The organism is Chryseobacterium rhizoplanae, assembly GCF_900182655.1.
In the GTDB taxonomy this organism is placed as follows: Bacteria; Bacteroidota; Bacteroidia; order Flavobacteriales; family Weeksellaceae; genus Chryseobacterium; species Chryseobacterium rhizoplanae.
This window is the reverse complement of record NZ_FXTC01000010.1, coordinates 1-22179: the sequence shown is the minus strand read 5'-3', so window position 1 is coordinate 22179 and position 22179 is coordinate 1. Positions and strand designations below refer to the sequence as shown.

Genomic DNA, 22179 nt, shown 5'->3' with positions numbered 1-22179 from the left:
AAATCATTAAAATATTCTGATTATTTACTATTCGATTTTATAGAATCTGTTTTTATTTCACCTTTTGCATCTGAAGTTTTTTTGTCTTTTTTCTTCTTTTTAAACAAAGAATTGAAGCTTTTACTCCACACTACCCCGCCTCCATAGGCTTGATTTGCAGAACCGTTTGTGCTCACCATTCCCATCCCAATATTAGTGGGTTTAGAATATCCTCGTATGATTAAACTTCCATCATTCTTTTTTGAAAGGTCATATTCTACAGACCCTTCTCCGGAAAGATAGTTATTCTGTGTATTATCTGTTTTCGATAGAGGAATTCCCAATCCGGTCTTAATATTAATTCTGGGAGAAACCGCTACACTTACTCCTGCATTGGCTCTGTCTCCAACTGTTGAGTTCTGGTCTCCTTTCACATAATTAAGGTCAATCTGAAATTCATTACTCATTGTATTAAGAACAGATCCCAACTGTTTAAGAAGCATGTTATACCCTTGCGATTCCGCAACGTTACCTACGTTTACTTCCACTCCGCCACTATTGGACACGTTAAAGGTGCTCAGCAAAAGAACTGAACCGAATTGGAGTACTTTCTCTCCTTCCTGACTCATTTTAGCAGCCAGCGTTTCTCTTACCTGACTGGACACATCCATTGCCGTTACATTCAGATCGATCTGAGGATCTACTAAAGATTGGGTAATATGAGCCTGTAGTAAAACACTGATAGGCTGTAGTTTTCCCATACTCAGATATTCTCCAACATTGGCCACCATCCTTATATAATTGGCGTTAATGTCTAATGCCGGCTTCATAGCGTCACCATCCCATCTGATACTACTGTTTTTTTCAATCTGGAAAGTCTTATTAAGAATTGCCTTAGAGACAAATGTTCCGTTATCTACTTTATAGGTACCGCTCATCGCGATATTTCCCTGTCTGTTCATGTGGAATCTCAACGGATCTGCTGAACCTTTTACGGTAATATTTCCTACATCATCTCCTACCAGTACGTTTACAGTTGTTCCTTTATCTACCGCCAGATTGAAATCAATATTCATATTGGCTCCTGTTTTCTTCTTTTCTTCCAGCGTAATCAGGCCATCTTTCCCTTCTTTCAGGAACCTCAGCATCTTGAATTCTTCAACATTGGATGTGGAACTGGAATTAAAGGTAAAGGTACTTCCGTTAAGTGCCTTCATATTAGGAGTTGTAATACTTAATCCTGAGACAGGTCCGTCCACATAAAGATCTCCCTGCCCGTAAACTCTTCCCCAGAACAGGTCAAAATCTTTTTGGGTAGTATTAAGCATCAACAGGTTATCTGCTCTCATTACGAGAGATACACCCATTGAAGAAAGGGTCTCAAACTGGATTGCCCCGGAAACATTTCCTTTGGAATTGGTTCTGCCGTCATGTACCTCAATATTGTTGAGGATGGCTAATCCTTTGGTCAGCTGAATCACAGTATCATCAAATGAATAATCTACCCCCGTAAACAAAAGCTTTAAGCCGAAATCTTTTAAAGCAATATCACCGCTATAATCCAGATTGTTGAGCTTTCCGTTGATTTTAAGGTCTCCGGTTGCTTTTCCACGAAGGTTTGCGAAAACAGTCTGTACAAACTGCTGTGTAAATGACAGGTCAAAATCACGCATTTCTGCCGTAAGATCGATGATCGGAGAAGAAGTATTATTGTTGACTGTTCCTGTTAAATTAAGACTATTATTTCCAAGGACTCCTGCAGAATGTACTTTTACATCTATATCATAAACATTCAGTGAGAAACCATTGGTGGCAGAAATAGAAATATCTCCCATATCATTGCCGTTCATCTTGATATCATCAATATTAAGATCTACCAGTGGCTGAAGTGTACTTTTATCCATCTTGATCTTGACACTTCCGTTGGCAAGACCCTTAATGTCCATTGTATTTCCTCCGGACTGCATTTCCAGAAGTTTTTCTATTGAAAAGTCGTTGATATCGGCATCTACATAAAAATCTTTTGCCGATTTAAACTGTGCTTCTTTAATAAACAAGGCACTTTTATCGGAATAAACCCTTAGATTTCTGATATCAAAATCTCCGGTCTTCCTTCTATAGGTAATGGAATGATTGAGCTCCGGACTTGTATCTATAGCCCAGGTCACTTCATTAAATTTCACTTCAGTAGGCTCAAACCGGAAAACATAATCACCGGCTGCATCGGTAGACTGATCTACATTAATCGCGTATTCTTTAAGCTTTTCATTAATTTCATCATCAGGGCTTCCATGCTTGAATACGGTAGCTAAATGAAGAGTATTTCCATTTTCATTATTCCCTTTCAGCTCAAAATCTTTGATTACATTTTTATTGTAAACTACTCTATTGATCTTTGCGTACAATTGCTGGTTAAGGTCAGCAGTATTAATTCTTACTTTAACACTGTCCACCATTGCACTGTCTCTGTTGATGTTCTTTCTGTCGTGAACTTTATAATCAGGATTGGAAGCTGCCAGCGCTTTATCAGCATCTGTAATCTCATCCTCCTTCGTCATCATATATTTCAAAGAAGCAGCATCCAGGTTCAGAATCAGGTTGTTTGAATTTCCATCATATTCTCCTTCCACAATAGCTCCCTGAGGGATTTTAAGTTCCGGTAAAAAGTAATTGACTAATCCCTGCTGAACATCAAATTTCAGCGCAAAATTCTGTCCGCGATATAGTTTTCTCGGCGGTGGTCCCACCAATATTTTTCCGACTCCGTTTTCTACCATTCCTGCAAGATCTGCCAGGCTGTATCTTCCCGATATCTTGCCTGTTGCAGCTCCCGGAGCATCTACATCAATCACACGGCCTCCTGCTTCTACAAAGGTTTTTAATTTGGCATTCGGAATATTATATTTTTGAGTTGCTGTAGCAAAGTTCAGATTGTTGGCATTAACGTCCAGTGTAAGGTCATTAATGGAAGACATGGCCATCTTTCCTTCAACCTGACCGCTTACCACCTGACTGCCAGGCTTATTGGTAAAATAGTTCATGTTCAGGTAAGTGACATCCGCGTTGACATCCATAGCCACTCTTGAAGTACTGAAATCTATTAATCCTTTGATTGTAGCTTTTGCCTGCTCATCATTTACGGTAATAAGTCCGTTGTATTTTTTATGATCCAATAATCCATCCAGATACAGATTATTGATCGTTTTATCCATAATTTCAACACTTGCAATCTGAGATTTAGTGGTCAGACGCATAGTATTCACATCAAAACTTTGCCCGTTAAGATCAAATTTACCGGAGATTAAGCCTACTGTTTTATTTTTTGTAATGACAGATGTATTCAGATCTTTCACATCAAGATAACCTGAATATTTAGGCATTGCGGTGCTGTAACCCGATAACGTAAGTTTGGAGATTTTAGCCTGTCCTATTCCTGTCATTAAATTCCCGCTGTCCACATAGATCTGATCCGGATTTACTCTTGCTGTTCCGTTGTATTTTAATTTCCCGAAATCATCAGCAAAATTCTTCATCTTTTTAGAGATAAAGGAAGGCATCATCGCTTTTAAATCCTTGTATGTAAAATCTGTGGAAAGATCTTTTGTTTCAATGGCAAAATGTCCTTTCAGCAGGTTATCCACCTTCATGGTTTTGGTTGCAATATTAACATCAGGATTTCTGATCAGGAAATTCTCCAGATGGAATTTATTTAAAGGTCCCGTCATTGTCCCTGAAAGATTGAACGGTTTAATATTATCCCAGTTCGTCACAAAATAGCTGATGTCATAACCACTCACCTGGCTTCCCTGTTGAATGTTCATATCCCATCGTACTCTGTCAGCAAAATCTGACCATGATCCGTCATGAAGATTAAATTTAATATCTCCCTGAAGTAAGGTATGATCGGTATTTAATGTAAGGTCTTTCAATGACAAAAACTGTTTCGTTAAAGACAGTTCTGTTGAAAAAGTATCCACAATATGAGATTTTCCCCATCTTGAGGTTACAAAAGACATATTATTGATCAATGCAGAAACATTCGGGCCGTTGACTTTTACGTTTGGGGCTTTTAAGTTGAATTGTGTAGCTGTAAGCCATTTTCCCTGTTCTCCGGGAGAATTATCATTAATGATAGAAACTTTAGAGTCAATAATCTGCACTCTGGAATTCAGCTGAAAAGGAGGTTTGTTAGGATCTCTTTTCTTACCATTATCAAATAGTTCTGTAAATCTCACAAAGTTTGAAATGCTGTCTCCTTTGTAGGTAATCACTTTTATATCAGCATTGACAAGGGTCAAAGAATTAAAACTTAGAGAATTACTATTTCCTGAAATAGCATTTACCGCGAGAGAAATCCAGTCGGAATCCGCACGAAATTCACGGGCTTTAATAAAATCAAATCCTTTATAATCTTTTACTTTTAAACCTTTGATGGTGACATCTCCAAAGTAGTTAACATCCACACTTTCTGTGGAAAACCCTGATTTAAAATCCTGATTTACAATCTGAAGAGCCTGATCTGCTGCCCATTGTTTTGTTACCGGAAGATTGATAATAACCAATACACTTCCTACCAGAAATAAACCAATCCAAAAGAGAATCAAAAGAAGTTTCGCCCACCATGTATAGCTGGTAACATCTTTCACCGCCTGCTTTCCAAACTCTTCAGCCGTTTCCACAGGATGATGTATGGCATCTGAAGCCAGCTCAGATGCTTCTTTTACTGTCTCCCGAACTTTTTCCTCAACATTTTCGACAGTTTTCTGTACCTGATCCCCTAGGTTTTCAGCTACCGATTTTTTATTCTCATTCTCGTTATTATTCTCTAACTTTGCCATTATTATGAGCGACTCTATAATTTTAGGTATTGAATCGTCCTGCGACGACACCTCAGCAGCTATCATCAAGGGAAATTCTATTCTTTCAAACATTGCCGCAAACCAGGCCATCCATAAAGAATATGGTGGTGTTGTCCCTGAATTGGCTTCACGGGCCCATCAGCAAAATATTATCCCCGTTGTTGAAAAATCTTTTTCTAAAGCAAATATACAACAAAATGCTATCTCTGCTATAGGATTTACTCGCGGACCGGGACTTTTAGGATCTCTTCTTGTAGGAACATCATTTGCTAAGTCTTTGGCTATGAGCCTGAACGTACCCTTAATTGAAGTAAATCACCTCCAAGCCCACATTCTGGCCCATTTTATCGAAGATGCAAATCCTGTGCCGCCTACTTTTCCATTCTTATGTCTTACGGTAAGTGGCGGACACACCATGATTGTACTGGTAAAAGACTATTTCGATATGGAAATTATCGGAAAAACCATTGATGATGCCGCAGGAGAAGCTTTTGATAAAATCGGAAAGATTTTTGACCTTGACTACCCTGCCGGACCTATCATTGACAGACTTGCCAGAGAAGGGAATCCTGATGCATTTAAATTCAACAAACCGAAGCTGGAAAATTATGATTATTCTTTCAGCGGCATTAAAACTTCGGTACTGTATTTCATCCAGAAAGAAGTCAGAAAAAATCCGGATTTCATCAAGGAAAACCTAAATGATCTATGTGCATCTGTACAGAAATCCATCATTGAAATCCTGATGAATAAACTTGAAAAGGCAGCTCAGGATCTGAATGTCAATAAAGTTGCTATTGCAGGTGGTGTATCTGCCAATTCTGCACTGAGAAAAGCAATGGAAGACAACAAAGAAAAGCTGGGCTGGAGTATTTTCATTCCTAAGTTTGAATATACCACAGATAATGCAGCGATGATTGCCATGGTAGCAAAACTGAAGTTTGAGAGAGGTGAATTTACAGATTTAAGAACCTCGGCAACAGCAAAATACGATTTATGAAAATACTCTTAGAAGAAAAAGTACTGGGCACGCATTCTAAAAAGAATTCAAAATATTATTGGGTATTAGAAACGGTTACAGGAAAAAATGAAGATGCAGAAAATGCCTTAGATTACTTTCCATCAAGTTCCGAGACAGGATATATCCAGGATATAAAAGAGGAAATTATAAAAAAAATAAATTCCGAGCATCTTTTCAGTTTTCCTTATACTCCAAAAGAAGGAGACTATTTATCGATCAAAAATAATTTGAGAAAGCAGGAATATTTAAATCTGATTTTTATTAACAATATCTGGATTGAAGAAATATACATGTGTTCTTACCGTGAATGTGATACAGACATCTACACAACTATAAAAACAGGAGTTGCATTTTTAACTCAGGATATATGAAACTATTTTACGGAGAAATAACAGATCAGCAGGTCACCATCCATGACGAAGAACAGCAGCATATTGTGAAAGTGCTACGTATGAGAGATGGTGAAGATATTCATGTGACGGATGGAAAAGGGAAACTTGCTTCCGGAAAACTTTTTATAGAAGGTAAAAAGGCAGGTATTGATGTTTCTGAGACCAAAGAAAGTCTACCGGAATTCACTCCTAAACTTCATATTGCGATTGCTCCCACCAAGAATATTGACAGGATTGAGTTTTTTGTGGAGAAAGCTGTAGAAATGGGCATTTCGGAGATCAGTATTATCGTAACTGAGAAAACGGAACGTAAAAATATTAATATTGATAAAATCAGGAAGCAGGCTGTAGCGGCATCGAAACAAAGTCTGAGATTTCATTTTCCGGTCATCAATGATGCTGTAAAACTAATGGACTTCCTGAAAAATACTGATCCGGAACATACTTTTGTAGCACACTGTCATGAGAATCTGGAAAGAATTGATCTTAAAAATATTCCTCAACTGAAACAGCTTACCTTTTTAATAGGCCCTGAAGGTGATTTTTCTGAAAAGGAAATTGCATTTCTGGCAGAGAATAAAGTAAAGGCTGTCTCTCTCGGAAATCAAAGGCTCAGAACGGAAACTGCAGGGGTTTTTGTAGCCGCATGGAATTATTATAACATGATATAGATAACAAAAAGAGAAGGTTCAGCACCTTCTCTTTTTCTCTCTGATTCTATTTCCAGTCAATATTGTTTTCTCTCAGATATTTCTCAAAAATCTGCTGTCCGCTTCTGATCGAATTTACGGTCCAGAGAATTTTCATCCTTAAAAGTTTTTCTTCATCCAGTTTATAATCAATATCAGATTTTATAAGCTTTTGTTTCAATTCATACATACAGATTGAAGCTGCTACCGAAACATTAAAGCTTCTTGTAAAACCATACATTGGAATTGCCAGTGTCTCATCTGCAAAGTCTAAAATTTCCTGAGACACCCCTTCCATTTCGGTTCCGAAAACCAATGCAATCGGCTCCGTGATTTCATATTCAGGCAGCATTTTAGCATTATTTTCCAATGAAACCACCACAATTTTATATCCTCTGTCTTTAATACTCTGAAAGGACTCCATATTCCGCGGAAGCTTTTCTACCTCAACCCAGGTATCTGCGCCTTTTGTTACCCGAAGATTAGGTTCAAAACTATATTCTTCCTGTAAAGCCACCACCTTATGAAAGCCGCAAGCCTCCACAGAGCGTACAATTGCTGCTGCATTTCTAAACTGATAGACATCTTCTACAACCGGAAGCACAAAGTCTGAACTTTCCTGCGAGAAATGTTCAATTTTTGCCAGCCTTTCTTCAGTTAAAAACTGTTTTAAATATTCATAAGTCTGTGCTAAATCACTCATCTGCATTTAGTTATTTTTTCAATAGCCTAATATAACGCCTGTAATTACCATCTTATTTTTATAAAATTTCGATCTAAGCGTTTCATTCATTTTCAAATCTTTGCAAATTAACGTAATTTTGACCTATGAACCCTAATCGGGCTCCAATTCTTAATTAAAAATAGTACATGAAGCGAAAAGTCCTGCTCATCTATACCGGTGGAACCATCGGGATGGAAAAAGATTATGAAACCGGAAGTCTCCGTGCCTTTGATTTTGGTAATATATTTGAAAAGATGCCTGAAATGAGGCTTATGGAATGTGAAGTCTTTGTCCACCCTTTCGCCAAACCACTGGATTCATCGGATATGGGACCTGAAGAATGGAGGATTATCGCCAATTATATTCTTAAAAACTATAATGACTACGACGGATTCCTGATTCTTCACGGGACAGATACTATGTCTTATACGGCATCAGCATTAAGCTTCATGTTAAAAGGATTAAGAAAACCCGTCATCATGACCGGTTCTCAGCTTCCGATTGGTGACCTGAGGACAGATGCCAAGGAAAATCTTCTGACCAGCCTTTATTATGCCAGCCTTTATGAAAATGATGAAGCGGTCATTCAGGAGGTTGCCATTTATTTTGAGTACAAGCTATTAAGAGGAAACAGAACGTTGAAATATTCTGCCGAGTATTTTGATGCGTATGCAAGTCCGAATTATCCTATTCTGGGTCAGTCCGGAGTTCATTTGAATATTCTTAAAGATAACCTGTTCCGTTGTGAGCCTGAAGTAGAATTCCATGTAGATGAACATATTTCCGAAGATATTTTATTCTGGAGGATTTTTCCGGGAATGCACTTAAGTCATTTCAGGGAAATTCCTAAAATGAAGGTGCTTATTCTTCAGGTATTTGGTTCCGGAACCATTTTCAGCAGTGCAAAAACCCAGGAAACACTTCAGGAAATCAGAAATAACGGAACGGAAATCGTAGTGGTAAGCCAGTGTATATCAGGAGGTATCTCATTCGGAAAGTATGAAAACAGTAATATTTTCTCCAGAATCGGTGCCATCAGCGGAAGGGACATGACTGCGGAAACAGCTATTACCAAAGCAATGCACCTTATTGATAATCCAAGCTACACCGGAAGCTTTGCTGATAATTTCACCAGAAGCCTTTGTGGAGAAATTACGGATTAAATTGCAAGAATAATTTGGATATTAAAGAAATTACACTATTTTTGCAATCTCAAAAAGAGAGGTGTCCGAGTGGTTGAAGGAGCTACCCTGGAAAGGTAGTATACGGGTAACTGTATCGAGGGTTCGAATCCCTTCCTCTCTGCAAAAAAAATTAAAGCCTGTGCTAATGAAGCACAGGCTTATTTTTTGGTTAAAATTCCTGATTTATATTCAATTCTCTATTCCATAAGTATTTATACTCAAAAACATAATTGGTAATTTATACTATACAATATCATTTCTGTTCTTCGTTACTTTGAATTACAATCTAATCAACTAAAATCCAAATCAATATGACATCAACAAGTGTAAATGCAAATTCTTCAGGTCAACTCGTACTTGGAAACGGAGCACAGTTTTGGGTATACCTTTCACCTCAAAACGACACCGCCAGAATGATATCTACATGGCGCGTAACATTCTCACAGGGAAACTGGAGCGATACGATTTCCAGTGAAAATCCGACCAAACAAATTCAGACTCCCAATCTTTCAGGGATCTTTGAGATTAAAGTAGAATTGCTAAGCGGATCTACCGGTACATGGCGCCAGATTCCTCCTCAGAACGGAAGCCATAATGAAATAGGCTGTAATTCTAACTGTGCATCAATGGTAGGTATTGTTGCCGACAGCACCAATCCTCCTATCGGCGCTATCAATGCCCACTTTTGGACGACATGGGATGCCATGTGTAAAACAGGGCAAAATTAAAATATAAATAAAACCAGTCCATAAAACCAGATTGCCACAGTATTTTGCATACTGTGGCAATTTACTATTCTCTGTAAAACATTTTTCAAATGCTCATGACGAGAAAACTATTGAATCTAAAAATTTGTTTATTTCCTTTTTCACTAAATTCGCTTATTCAAACAGGACTTTTCAATATGTATACATTCAGGACAGTATTCTCATTGCTATTATTTTCAACGCTTTTTCTATTTCCGCAATTGGCGAAAGCCAGTGCCTACTGGATGGAAATTCACGGATCGGGAAAATTAAAAGATCCTGTAAAGGTTCAGGTTTTTTATGGTTTTATTGATGATCTTAGCGAGTGCCACCGGACCACTGGACCAGAATTTCATGAAATCAAAAATTTCCAATTCTTTATCCTGAATGCCAAAGGAGAAAAATCAAAGTTTGAATTACAAATGAAGGGAGACTATTGGGAAGGAACTTTCACCCCAGATCAGGAGGGAACTTACCGGATTTTAGGAATGAACGATCAGCAGCCTGTTCTTCTTCGTTCTAAAAATCCTGCTGAAAATGTAAGACCAATTGATTTTATGTGTAGTGCTTATCATGTCGGGAAACCTTCGGAATTGATATTACCTGTCCAGTTCATGGATATTATTCTTAAGGAAAAAAACGGCATTTATACTATTTCTCCGTACAGGAACATGAAACCTGTTGAAAAAGGAACTGCCATCAGGATATTTAACCCCGAAAACTGGGAGAAAAACATTTCTATTGATGAAAACCATCAAGCTGTATTTAAGCCAACTCTTGCGGGGCTGTATGTAATCCGACAGGACTGGAATGACAATACTCCCGGAACTTTTCAGGGGAATTCCTATGGAAAAATACGTTACCGGAATAATTACTGCCTTTGGATCAACTGATCTTATCTTAATCATAAAAAATAAAAATCCCGAACATCAGTCCGGGATTTTTTCAATTATAATAATTATTTAAAACTTTAAAGAAACACTTCCAAGAAAACGTGCCGGAGCCTGTGGTGTCAGACGTACAGACCATGCTTTTTCATTGGTTATATTATCGAATTTCAATCCTACTCTATATTTCGGCTGATCGTAGAAAATCCCAAGATCAAACATTTTATAAGATGGGATTATAACTTTCGCTGTTTGTGTATTGGTTTGATAAGAAGAGGAACCCATATTTCCTCCTCCACCTATTCCAAGGCCTTTTAATTTTCCTTCAGAGATCCGGTAGCTGATCCAGAAATTATACATATTGGCTGGGCCTGATAGTGCAGGTCTTAAACCGTCAACAGAAGGATTGGCATTGGTATATTTACTGTCGTTATAAGCATATCCCGCCACAATATTGAATCCATCAAAGGGATTGGCAGTAATTTCAGCTTCTATTCCTTTGCTTAGCTGTGTTCCGTCCTGTATTGAATAGTTGACATCGTCAGGGTTGGTTCGTAAAATATTATCTACACGAATGTTATAATAGCTTAAGGTTCCTACCAGTCTGTGATTGAAAATATCTGCCTTCACCCCAAATTCCAGCTGATTGGCATATTCCGGTCTGAATGTATTTCCATTGATATCAACACCGCTTACGTTATTGAAACCATTCATATAATTTCCAAACAAGGAAACCTTATTTTTCAATATTTCATATACGATTCCCATCTTAGGTGAAAAAGCGGTCTGTCCATAGGGACCTGACTGGGTTCCGCTATTGCTTAAGCCTCCTTTAATTTCCCCTGTGGTGATATCATAAACTCCTTTAAACTGAAACCTGTCTACCCTCAAACTAGCCATTACCATAAGCTGGTCTGTAATATTGAATACATCCGATACATACGCCGCATAGGTATTATCGCTATTGTTTTCTTTTCTGAAAGCGGAAGTTGCCGTAAGGGCATCGATGATATTCTGATTCACTCTGAAATCCGCTGAAGGGTGAACAAAGTTGAATACTTTGGTATTGGTATGGTAACGGTCGAAATGATTGGAATTGTTATAATAATCCAATCCTACCACCATTCTGTTTCTGAAACTCCCAATATGGAAATCTCCGATGAAATTCTGCTGGATATTTGTGGCAATAAATGAAGTTGTTCCCACCATTACCTGAGCACTTGCTGTAGAGTCTGTTTTTCCGTTAATTGCAGAAATATACCCTTTGATGGTTGATCTTGCACGGGATAATATGGTCTGGGAAGTCCAGTTTTCTGAAACTTTATAGTTCAGCTGGGCAAAGATATTCATCATCTGCGTTTCATACGCCAGATCATCCCCTAAGAATTTTTTATAATACGGAAATTTCATATCTGCAATAGACTGAGTTTTGTTATTTCCCGTATAAGGATTGAAACGAACAACAGATGTTCCTTTTGCCTGATTAAATTCCACATCAAGAAGAAGCGACATACGATCGTTGATCTGGTAAGAGAAACTAGGTGCAATCGCTAAGGAATTGGTAAAACCAAGGTCCTGAAAACTCTTTTCAAAAGTTCCCGCTGCATTAAGACGGAAAAGAGCAGTTCTATCTTTGTTAACAGGAGTATTCACATCTACTGTTAACCTGTTATAGCTCCAGCTTCCACCCACATAGCCTACTTCACCGCCAAAATTATTATAGGGCTTTTTCGTTACCCTGTTGTAGACTCCACCATAGCTGCTGGCTACACTTTTCCCGAATAATGTAGCGGATGGTCCTTTAATAGCTTCTATACGTTCAAGGTTTACGGGATCAATCACTGAGAATGCTGCTCCTGCCACTCCATTTCTTGCATTAGGCTCTGTTTCGAATCCTCTTGAACGGAATGTTACTCTTCCCTGATTGGCAATCATGGGCACTCCTGCTCCCGGTACATTTTTAGAAATACTTCCCAGATCTACAGCAACCTGTTCCTGGAAAAGTTCTTTTGTCACCGTATTGTATACTTGTGGATTTTCTAAATTTTTTAAGGGTAATCTTGCTACAAATCCGCTTTCTTTCTTGGAAAACCTGTTGGTATTTTTCATGATAACCACCTCCTGTATCGCCTGAATATTTTCTTTGGTAAGCTGATAGTCCAATTTTGTGTCTTCCCCTGTTTTAACCTCCACAGGAAGACGGATTTCCTTACTTCCCAGAATTTGTAATTTTAGGGTATAAGAACCCGCATTAAGATTTTCAAAATGATAATTCCCTTCATCATCTGTAAGGGTTTGTCGATCTGTTTCAAGTAATGAGACTGATATTGCCCTCAGAGGCTGTCCGTCTACCATACTCACTTTCCCGGTTATTCCCCCATGTAAATCCTGTGCATATAGAGTTACAAAGCTCAGAAACGAAAAGAAAAGGATGAGCAGCTGCTTAGACCATTGTATGTTGTGATGGGTAGGTATATCATTCTGAGGAATAGTTCCGGAATGATTCATATGCCCTGATGAGAGCATATATTCATTTGATTGTATCATTTTTTCAGCCTTATTTAAAATAATTATAAATAAAGGTGCAAAATAACGGAATAGCAAATTCTCTCACAATATTAATTTGAATTATTCTAAATAAATTTTAACAAATATTATATTCTTTTTGAAAATAGAAAGAGTAAAACAATTGCATACGCTAATTGTAAAAACTGATTCATGATTAGTTATCCACTTTTCCACAAGTTATTAACATTTTATCCACAATCGTTATTTTGATTCAGAAAGCTCCATTCCTAAATCTATCCTAAATCATCTCTTTATTTTGTCATGTTTTTAAACAGTATTAAAAGTTTTTGAATAAACATTCTATGAACAAAGCCTCTAATTTTGACATCTTAAAGTATTCTCTCTGCGTATCAATGGTATTTTTGCCCACCTCATGGTTTCGCAGTCATTTAAAACTAACAAAAAAGCAGCCACCCATGATGTTGAGCATAAAGAAACTTTTTGCCGGATTATTTTTATTGGGCTTTATCGGTTCAACTTTACAAGCACAGATCAGTCCACCCGGTTTGGGAGATGCCAATACTGCATTCTGGGGAGCCTTTGGAGTCAAACGACAGCTGGATTCTTTGGGAAAGAAACAGGCGTTGAGCTATATTGCCATCGGGCGAAAAAGCAGTCCGGATGATCATAATTTATTTTCAAAACAGGCTATCATTGTCCTCAATCACGAAGTGTATCATTCTTTTGCACCCCATCAGCAGTACAGCTACGCCATCAGTTACCGCCGGCAGCCACAGTACGAAAACACAGCTCCTTATGATAAAGAAAATATGGAACAGGAATTCAGAATTTACGGAAGATATGCGTATACTTTTGACCTTGGACAGAAATGGAAACTAAAAAATACAGTGCGACAGGAATTCAGAAAATTTTTTGATGCAGACTTTCATCAAGTAGAGGAAGATTTTCAATTCAGAACGCGTATCAAGAGTCAATTAACCTATAATTTATCTCCTAAAAACAATCAAAAGCTGGCATTGAGTGCAGAAGCCCTGTTCTCCATCAGTCATCTCAATGAACCTGGCCCGCATTGGGGTTCTTTCGGGTATCGTGAAATGCGAATTGCAGCTTACTATATGTTTACAATCCCCAATTCTCCTTTTACAGTAGATGTAGGATATATGGATGATCTGATCAGAGACAGCAGAAGTATTCATCATGGAGGCGTTCATTATCTGGCAGCGGACCTGATCTGGAATATTCCTTACAGAAAGAGATAAAAAAAAGAATAATACTATAACCACAACAAAATCCCAGTCGTCGCTGACCGGGATTTTTGTTTGAAACATAAGTTTCTCTGCAATATAATTAAGTATGAATGTTGGTGTAAATATTAGTTGCACAACGTCAGAAACTGGCGGCTCAACTGCACATTGAATTTGGCTTCAGCTTTTGAACGGGCATAGATAGTCTGTTTAAATGCATGTACTGTCTTCAGTTTCTGATCTATGAATTCGGCAATCTGCACCACAGAGAAAAGAAAGTCTCTGTATACCGCCATACTCACCGTCTGGCCATAGTATGGAAGGTAGGCTTTCAAAAAAGGAATGGCTTTCTGATGGCGGTTGTAGCTGATACAATACCCTACTCCTTCCATAGAGGTAATGATAGCATAGTGATTAAGATAATCCTGAATATTTTTGGTACCGTCAAAAGCACTTGGATTTTTTGAACAAAACTTATTAATCTTATCCAGAATATGCTGGGCATACTCCATCATGGAAATATTTTTAAATTCAAAAACCTGGTTCATTCCATTGGATGGAGAGGTTCCGTTTTCACAATCAATACAGAAAGAAATCCCTATTTTTTCATGATAAGGAAAAAAGCAGTCTTTCACTTCAATGGAAGCATCCGGCTTTAGCATGTCATCTGTAAAATTATAATAGACATACGGACGGTAAAGTTCAGCAAGAGCATTCAGATAATCTGTTTCGCTGGTATTATGATATTCTTCAAACCATTTTTCAAGGTTGTCGTAATAATTACTTTCAAAGTCGTTAAAGTTTAAGTAAAATGGCAATTCCATAGCTCTGTAATTTTGATATGACAAAGCTATATGCGTAATGCGACAAAACTTGACGTAATATATTTTTCGTAAAATATTTTTTGGTCAAAGATCAATTTTTGTTTCGCAAAGTCAATCCTCAATGATATTAACGCTGATGTTCGCAAAGTTTATTAATATACATAGCTTATTTGTTCGCAAAGGCATTTCATTTAGCAGAGAGACATACTTTTTCTTTGCTGAGTGGAACGCCTTTGCGATCGAAAAAAAAATAAGATAGTATAGAAAACTTCGCGAACTCTGCGTTTAATAGTATGCATTATCCCTAGATCCCGTACCCCGAACTACTTATCATAATTCTTCATCACAAACTCAAAGTAGTGAATCATTTTCAGGTAGTTTTCGATACTGAGATATTCATTGGTACTGTGTATGCTCTGCTGTTCTGCGCTGTTGATCTTGATAGGCATGAATCTGTACACATTTTTGCTCACAATCTCATATTTCCCGGCATCCGTTCCTGCCATGGTAAGATATGGGGTAACAATTGCTCCGGGATGAATTTCTTTTATGCCCGCTTCTATGATTTTAAAAGCTTTCGTATTGGTTGGGGAAATAGCAGAAGCTTCTCTTGTATTGTCAATTTCTTCTACTTCAACATCGAAACCTTCAGTTGCTTTAGCTATATGATCCCGTACATCTTTTACTGAATTTCCGGGAAGCAATCTGAAATTAACCACAAATTCAACTTCAGGAGAAAGTACGTTGGTCCCATCACTGCCTTTCATCATTGTCAGTGCTGTTGTTGTTCTTACCAATGCGTTGGTTGTATTGTTTTTAGTGAGTTGTGAAATCAAAACAGGTTTTAAAAGCCATTGATTGGCAAGCGCCATTCGTGTTGTAAAAGGCATTTCCCCTCCGATATTATTAAAGAACTCTTTGATTAACGGGGTAATCACAGGTTTCATCTGATCATCTTCCAGACGCTGCATAATAACAGCCGCTTTTCCTATAGCGCTTTCCATTGGAGGCATAGAAGAATGCCCGCCGAGTCCTTTCACTTTAATTTTTGCGGAAAGAAAGCCTTTTTCAGCACATCCTACAACAGCAACATCTGTATCTATCCCTGCCACATTTCCCTTTCTCATAATCAATCCGCCTTCGTCATATACGGCATCGAACTTCAAGCCTTTTTTCTTAAAATAATCAGCAATCTGAATAGCACCTTTTTGCCCGCCAACTTCTTCATCAAAACCAAACGCCAGATAAATATCGCGTTTTGGAATCTGTTTATTTTTAATCATAGAATTCATGGATTCCATTAAGGAAAACAGCATTCCTTTCATGTCTATTGCACCTCTTCCATAGATCCTTCCATTCGCTACAGCTCCGGAAAAAGGGGCAAAATCCCAGTCTTCCGCTACTTTTGCAACAGGTTCTGCCGGTTTATCATCCGGACGGAAGACATTTTCTTCATTATTTTTGATATCAGCATCTCCCGGTGGAACAACATCCATATGGGAAAGAAATAAAATGGGTTCCAGGGCAGGATTGCTCCCTTTAAGCCTGAACACCAACCCATATTGGTTCACCTCAACATTTTCTGTGTTCTGATACACTAATGGATAAGATGTTTTTAAATAAGTTTTGAACTGATCAAACGGCGCATAATTGAATTCGCCTAAACTTCCTGTAGAAACGGTTGGAACCTTTATTCCTCCCGACAGCCTCATGACTGCAGAATCATTTTTTATAGGTTTCCATCCTTCACCTGCTCCAATATTATTTTTCTTAAACGGATAGGTATAAGTTTTAATCAATACTACAGCGGCCAGAATGACAATGATTCCCAGAAGGATTAAAAGAACTTTTTTCATAGCAGATAAGTTTTGTGAGGTGGTTTGATCCTATAAATATAGCAAAGTATTTATTGTTTAACAATTTAAAACCAAGCTTTCTCAATCGTAAAATCTCTTGAATACTACTTTTTAAGTTTTAGACTGATAAAAAGTACACACATCTGTCCCCATTATGAACATCAGATCGTCATAAGAACAAAAAATAAAGTATGAAGAATATTCTGCACATTATTTCCAGCGCGAGAGGAGAACTATCTTATAGCAATAAATTGAGTACTTTCATCTTAGAAAGGCTTTTACAACAGGGCAATATCAATAAGATAACAGTCCGGGATCTGGTTAAAGACACTCCACCACATGCTAATGAAATGTCTATTCATGAGTTTTATAAGCATCCGGGATTGTATGATGAGCAAAGCCAGCAGCTTCTTTCCTATGCCAATACAATTGTGGATGAAGTGCGTGAGGCTGATATTATTGTCATTGGAACTCCCATGTTTAATCTGGGAATTTCCACTCCTTTGAAAGCATGGCTGGATCAGCTGATCCGGGCGGGAGTGACTTATGTTTTTGATGAGCAGTGGAACCGCGTAGGACAATTTAAAGGTAAAAAAGTATATCTAGCAGTTGCTTCCGGAGGCAGGAGTGCAGAAGGTGCTCCGGATTATGTTTCCGCTTATATCAAAGATGTTTTCAGGAGTTATACGGGAATTACGGATGTAGAAACCTATCGTATTGAAGGGACTATGGAGAATGGGTTTACAGCAGATTATGAAAGTATTCTGAAAGATTTTAATTCTACGAATGAAGTATTTTGAAAGCAGATTTTATTGTAAACGCAAAGTTTTCTATTCTTGATCCTGAATATAGGGGGAGCGAAGAAGGAATCAACAAGTTGATTGGATGAAGCTTTGGAGCTTTATAGTATTTTTTTTTTAACGCAAAGGCGCTAAAGGATTTTATTCTGATGTATATTTAAGGCGCAAGAAAATCAAAGATTTTCAGCAGGGAATTACAATAATATTCTTGTGCCTTAAAAAATGATTATGATTGTTTTCGCACCGTCGTGGTTTCTTTAATTCAGGATTTTGTTCATTTCGGTGAGAATGATAGGTTTTCCATCGGTGATTACAATGGTATGTTCGTGCTGAGCCATATAGCCGCCTTTATTTCCTACCATAGTCCATCCGTCTTTTAATTCTACTGCAAGGTTGGAATCAGTGGAAATAAAAGTTTCAATAGCCACCACAGAGTTTTTCTTAAAACGTCTGGTGTCATAACGGTTTTTGTAGTTGAGCAATTCATCAGGTTGCTCATGTAAGCTTCTTCCCACTCCATGTCCGGCAAGATTTTTAATGACTTTAAGACCTCTTTTCTTTGCTTCTGTCTCCATTAAATGCCCTATGTCTGCTATTTTAACACCGCCTTTTATATTATCAATAGCTTTTCTTAAAATATCTTTGGATGCTTCCACCAGTTTCTGATGTCCATGAATATCTTTTCCGATGACAAAAGAACCGCCATTATCAGCCCAATATCCGCCCAGTTCGGCAGACACATCAATATTGATCAGATCACCTTCCTTCAAAATCCTCTGATCAGTTGGAATACCATGGCAGAATTCATTATCCACGCTAATACATGTCCAGCCAGGAAATCCGTAAGTCAGGTAAGGCGCTGACTTTGCCCCGAAGCCTTCCAGTATTTTGGCTCCGTATTCATCAAGATCTTTTGTGGTCATGCCCGGTTCAGCATATTCCATCATCTTTTTCAAGGTATAGGCAACGGCTTCACTTACTTTTTGCATTCCGGTCATCTGATCTTCGTTCGTGATTGACATAGTTTTATTTTGATTGTTATTGAGAACTACAAAGTTAGGAAATTAAAATATACTGAGATGGCCTGTTTCCATTCACCCAAATCCATATATTGGAAGCAGGCTTATCCTCTTTACCAACTCCCTCTATCCCCTTAGACAAGGGGCTATACCCGGTTACATAATGGCTGAAGAGTGTTCAGTAACAGCCGCAAGCTACTTGAATAAATAGCTATAGGAAGTTATGTAAACGTTTGAGGCGGTTGTAAAATAGTTATCCCTATTTGATGAAGTGCCTGGAGATACTTACAATAGTATTTTAAAGCATTTCTCAAATGGCTTGAGACAGTTTACGAAATGGTTCCCGGCACTTGATCAAGTAGCTCGGGATACTTATAATAGTGTTTGAAGACCATTTCAAAGTGTCTGAAGATAGTAAACCTGAAGTACTGAAAGCCCCTGAAATATGGTTCAGCCCAAAAGGGTAATAGTTGTTGGTATCGATAATACTGATGAGTGCCTGAAAGTGGCTTAAAATAAAAATGATTGGCTTTACCTATTGATATTATGGTAAAGCCAATCATTTTTATAAACTATCAGATTAAGTATTGACTATTTCAATTTATATTTTTATATAAGCTATCTTCTATTTTTTCTAATCGAGTCTCTATATTAGCATCAATTGAGTCTTTATCAATACCTTGGTATAAACTATCTTCAGCTTTGTTCAAAATATCATTTATTGCTTTCTCTTTAGCTTGATAAGTTGAATTTTTACTTCTAGATGTATGATTAATACAGTAAAAACTGAAAATTAATAATCCAAAAATCCCAAGAATCAAACTAAAACTTATCCAAGCCCATTTACGCTTCATATTTCTTGTTTCTTTTTCAAATTCTTTAAAATATGTGAGGTATTTGTCATTTTGCCATAGAGCAAAATAATTAATTACTATTGCTGGAATACCAATTAACAAAATAAAAATTAAAGGGGACCAGTTTTTCCAAATTACATATCCTGATATTATCGTAATAAAATTTAAAATAGAAAAACAAATTAACGCCATAAATAATATCATAAATCCATCAGTTAACCAATTGATTGTTCCTACTTTAGAATTTGACACAGTACTTCTAATTAATTTTTCAGGATTACTAATGCCTTTTTTTTTATATATTTCAAGAATATATTTATTTTTTAGTAGCAGCATGATAGGCAATCCAAATACATATATGCTTGTAAATACATTAAATCTGTATATATTATAATGTATTTTTTGCCATAGCAATAGAACATCTTTCATAATAAGTTATAGTTTATTCAATAATTGCCTTTGCTGCTTTTTCTCCATAATAGTCTCCACCCCAAGCTCCTGCAGCACCACCTATCAATCCTCCAATTATTCCTCCGGGAATAGCTCCAATACCTCCGAACAAAGCGCCAATAGCAGCTCCCCCTGCAACACCCGCTTCCGCGCCTGCCCATCCTCCTGCCAAACCACCAACTGCGCCACCTGTTTGTACTTGCGCGTTATATCCGTAAGTACCTCCATCTTGCTGCACTCCTTGATATATTTCATATCCACCTAATGCAACACCTGTAGCAAGTCCTCCCCATTTAGCTCCTTTGGCTAATTTGCTATATTTTGATGCAGCAGAAACAGTTCTTACATACTGATTACCATTAAAGATTCTTCCAGTATTTTGTCTAAAGTAAAGCTTATTGTTACTTCCAACATTAATATTTCCAAATTGACCTGTCACAGATCCTAAACTAGAATCCGTAACTCTTGCTATATGTTCAACTGTTCCGTAAGTCTGATGATTATTCTGGATTGACCATTGGCCATAAGTGTCCTCACTTGGTTTATGCTTCGTGATTGTAAAACCATCACCAACGCCACTCCCATTTGCAGAGAAAGTCGTGTAACCGTTGCGATCAGATAATCGGTTCATTAATCTTTCATAACTAGAACCTCCTTTATTAAACCTATTCTGTAGACGATTAAATTGACGTTCTGTTACATTCATTGTTACATCTGTATGTCCGTCATCAATTGTTCGAGTTTCTCCATTTACTTTATAATCTGTTAAACCTAAAGGATCTATTCTATTTATTGGATTATTACCAACAAAAGCATACGGACTCTGCCCCGGATATAGCTCTGCCAATGGATCTGGAGTTGTCCATTGTGTAAGATCAACCATTAGTTGCCTGAATTTATAGGAATACATACCCGTCTCCTGCAATTCCTTTCCGTTGTATTTGTAATTATACGGAACCCCTCCAAAAGGAGCTGGGACAATAGGGCTCTCCTGATGTTTTAATCCAAAAGGATAATAATTGTTGGCATCAATGATCTCTGTTCCACCACTGCCATTACTTCTGTAACTCACTCTTACGTTTCCTAAATGATCCGTGTAATTGTAAATATACTTATTTTCAGTGAAATCATAATATCCTTCTGAGGTAGGTAAAAACTTCAATGCAGGAATGGTATAAAGGGAGGCTGAGGTATCATAGGCATGCCTGTTATCATACTGGAAACCGTCCAGGTAATTGGTTTCTATAGATCCGTTATTGCTATATGTTTTAGAGACTTTCGTGCCATCTGCCCTATAAATATAGCTGGTGTTGGAACTGTCCATTATCCCTGCATTAACCGCAATATTATTGGGAAGATTCAGATAATTGTAAATGATCTTCATTTTTCTGTCAGGATGATCCGTCATATTCCCGTTGGGATTATAGACCATGGTTCCCTGTAATGCATTATATCCTGAACTGTTGTTAATAACTCCCGGAGGAAGGGTAATTTTGTCCAGTACATTACTTTTGTCTCCATTCTGATAATTATAGATCAGATCATCAATTTTCTCTGCGGTTGTTCCTCCGGCAGCAGGCCATGATAATCTCTTTAAGGTTTTAATATTCCCGTTGAGATCATAGCTTAGCTCTTCATTAAAGTAATCATTCTGGGCGAGTGAAGAATTGGGCTGGGAATAAGCTCCTTTCAACATCCTGTTTAATGCATCATACTGGTAATTGTATCTTTTCAACCCCTCGGCACTGGAAATATTCCAATCAATCTCGGCGATATTCCCATTAAATCTTCCGGATGAAGTATTGGTATAAACAGGATTGTTATACTTCATTTCATACCCGAATAATTTCCCATTCAGATTGACAGGATCATTAACCTTTGTCATCCAGCCACGGATATTGTATTGGTAAGCAATGGCCTGTAACGGAGAGGCTGCAGCTATTCCACCCACTTTTTTAGATTCAAGCTGGGAAAGTTCATTATACTTATTTTGAGACAGGTATTCAACAGGGTTACTGCCCACCTGGTGGGTATGGGTCAGAAGCCTGTTCTGGGAATCATAGGTGAATTTTTCTACAATAAGCTTTTCAGGGTCTGAGCCAAGCCTTTTGTGGTAGGTATT

The 22179-nt window shown here is 37.7% G+C and carries 16 protein-coding genes and 1 tRNA gene; 9 read left to right on the top strand and 8 right to left on the bottom strand.

From position 1 onward, the window contains the following. Nucleotides 1-20: 20 nt before the first annotated feature. Entirely contained in the window at nt 21-4817 is a 4797-nt protein-coding gene (locus FN817_RS18650) for a translocation/assembly module TamB domain-containing protein (RefSeq protein WP_142719246.1), read from the bottom strand. Between the two features lie 4 nt (nt 4818-4821). On the opposite strand from FN817_RS18650, the gene tsaD reads away from it, so the two are divergent. The 3 genes from tsaD to FN817_RS18635 are packed head-to-tail and all read left to right on the top strand — an operon-like array spanning nt 4822 to nt 6922. Further along, nucleotides 4822-5838, top strand: coding sequence for a tRNA (adenosine(37)-N6)-threonylcarbamoyltransferase complex transferase subunit TsaD (gene tsaD, locus FN817_RS18645; protein ID WP_142719245.1), 1017 nt, complete (start codon nt 4822-4824; stop codon nt 5836-5838). Continuing rightward, on the top strand, nt 5835-6230 hold the full coding sequence (locus tag FN817_RS18640) for a hypothetical protein (protein ID WP_142719244.1): 396 nt from the start codon (nt 5835-5837) through the stop codon (nt 6228-6230). The genes tsaD and FN817_RS18640 overlap by 4 nt, the downstream gene beginning before the upstream one ends. Further along, the gene (locus FN817_RS18635; protein WP_142719243.1) at nt 6227-6922 is read left to right on the top strand and encodes an RsmE family RNA methyltransferase; all 696 of its coding nucleotides are present in this window, start codon (nt 6227-6229) and stop codon (nt 6920-6922) included. The genes FN817_RS18640 and FN817_RS18635 overlap by 4 nt, the downstream gene beginning before the upstream one ends. 46 nt (nt 6923-6968) lie before the next feature. Here FN817_RS18635 and FN817_RS18630 read toward each other — a convergent pair whose 3' ends face one another. Beyond that, the gene (locus tag FN817_RS18630) at nt 6969-7649 is read right to left on the bottom strand and encodes a TrmH family RNA methyltransferase (RefSeq protein ID WP_047424246.1); all 681 of its coding nucleotides are present in this window, start codon (nt 7647-7649) and stop codon (nt 6969-6971) included. Nucleotides 7650-7810: 161 nt separating this feature from the next. On the opposite strand from FN817_RS18630, the gene FN817_RS18625 reads away from it, so the two are divergent. The 4 genes from FN817_RS18625 (at nt 7811) to FN817_RS18610 (ending at nt 10487) form a co-directional block, all read left to right on the top strand. Beyond that, on the top strand, nt 7811-8827 hold the full coding sequence (locus FN817_RS18625; RefSeq protein WP_142719242.1) for an asparaginase: 1017 nt from the start codon (nt 7811-7813) through the stop codon (nt 8825-8827). 55 nt (nt 8828-8882) lie between these two features. Then, a tRNA-Ser gene (locus FN817_RS18620) sits at nt 8883-8969 on the top strand. A gap of 190 nt (nt 8970-9159) precedes the next feature. After that, on the top strand, nt 9160-9576 hold the full coding sequence (locus tag FN817_RS18615) for a hypothetical protein (RefSeq protein WP_142719241.1): 417 nt from the start codon (nt 9160-9162) through the stop codon (nt 9574-9576). Nucleotides 9577-9752: 176 nt separating this feature from the next. Next, entirely contained in the window at nt 9753-10487 is a 735-nt protein-coding gene (locus FN817_RS18610; RefSeq protein ID WP_142719240.1) for a hypothetical protein, read from the top strand. A gap of 69 nt (nt 10488-10556) precedes the next feature. On the opposite strand, the gene FN817_RS18605 is transcribed toward FN817_RS18610, so the two are convergent. Further along, nucleotides 10557-13028, bottom strand: a complete 2472-nt coding sequence (locus FN817_RS18605) for a TonB-dependent receptor (RefSeq protein WP_228451601.1) — start codon at nt 13026-13028, stop codon at nt 10557-10559. Between the two features lie 437 nt (nt 13029-13465). On the opposite strand from FN817_RS18605, the gene FN817_RS18600 reads away from it, so the two are divergent. Next, nucleotides 13466-14269: a DUF2490 domain-containing protein gene (locus FN817_RS18600; protein WP_167498898.1), complete on the top strand. Its 804-nt coding sequence runs from the start codon at nt 13466-13468 to the stop codon at nt 14267-14269. A gap of 113 nt (nt 14270-14382) precedes the next feature. On the opposite strand, the gene FN817_RS18595 is transcribed toward FN817_RS18600, so the two are convergent. Both FN817_RS18595 and FN817_RS18590 read right to left on the bottom strand, forming a co-directional pair. After that, nucleotides 14383-15078, bottom strand: coding sequence for a hypothetical protein (locus FN817_RS18595; protein ID WP_142719238.1), 696 nt, complete (start codon nt 15076-15078; stop codon nt 14383-14385). Nucleotides 15079-15401: 323 nt separating this feature from the next. Then, a complete protein-coding gene (locus FN817_RS18590; RefSeq protein ID WP_142719237.1) occupies nt 15402-16934 on the bottom strand; it encodes a M20/M25/M40 family metallo-hydrolase in 1533 nt (510 codons plus the stop codon). A gap of 191 nt (nt 16935-17125) precedes the next feature. On the opposite strand from FN817_RS18590, the gene FN817_RS18585 reads away from it, so the two are divergent. Further along, on the top strand, nt 17126-17734 hold the full coding sequence (locus tag FN817_RS18585) for an FMN-dependent NADH-azoreductase (protein WP_142719236.1): 609 nt from the start codon (nt 17126-17128) through the stop codon (nt 17732-17734). A gap of 257 nt (nt 17735-17991) precedes the next feature. Here FN817_RS18585 and map read toward each other — a convergent pair whose 3' ends face one another. From map to FN817_RS23335, 3 genes are all read right to left on the bottom strand, one after another. Then, nucleotides 17992-18756 (bottom strand): type I methionyl aminopeptidase, encoded by a 765-nt coding sequence (map, locus tag FN817_RS18580; protein WP_142719235.1) that lies wholly within the window; start codon nt 18754-18756, stop codon nt 17992-17994. A gap of 593 nt (nt 18757-19349) precedes the next feature. Next, nucleotides 19350-20036, bottom strand: coding sequence for a hypothetical protein (locus FN817_RS18575; RefSeq protein WP_142719234.1), 687 nt, complete (start codon nt 20034-20036; stop codon nt 19350-19352). Between the two features lie 13 nt (nt 20037-20049). Beyond that, nucleotides 20050-22179: RHS repeat-associated core domain-containing protein (locus tag FN817_RS23335; protein ID WP_185149921.1), on the bottom strand; the 2130-nt coding region annotated here is incomplete at its 5' end.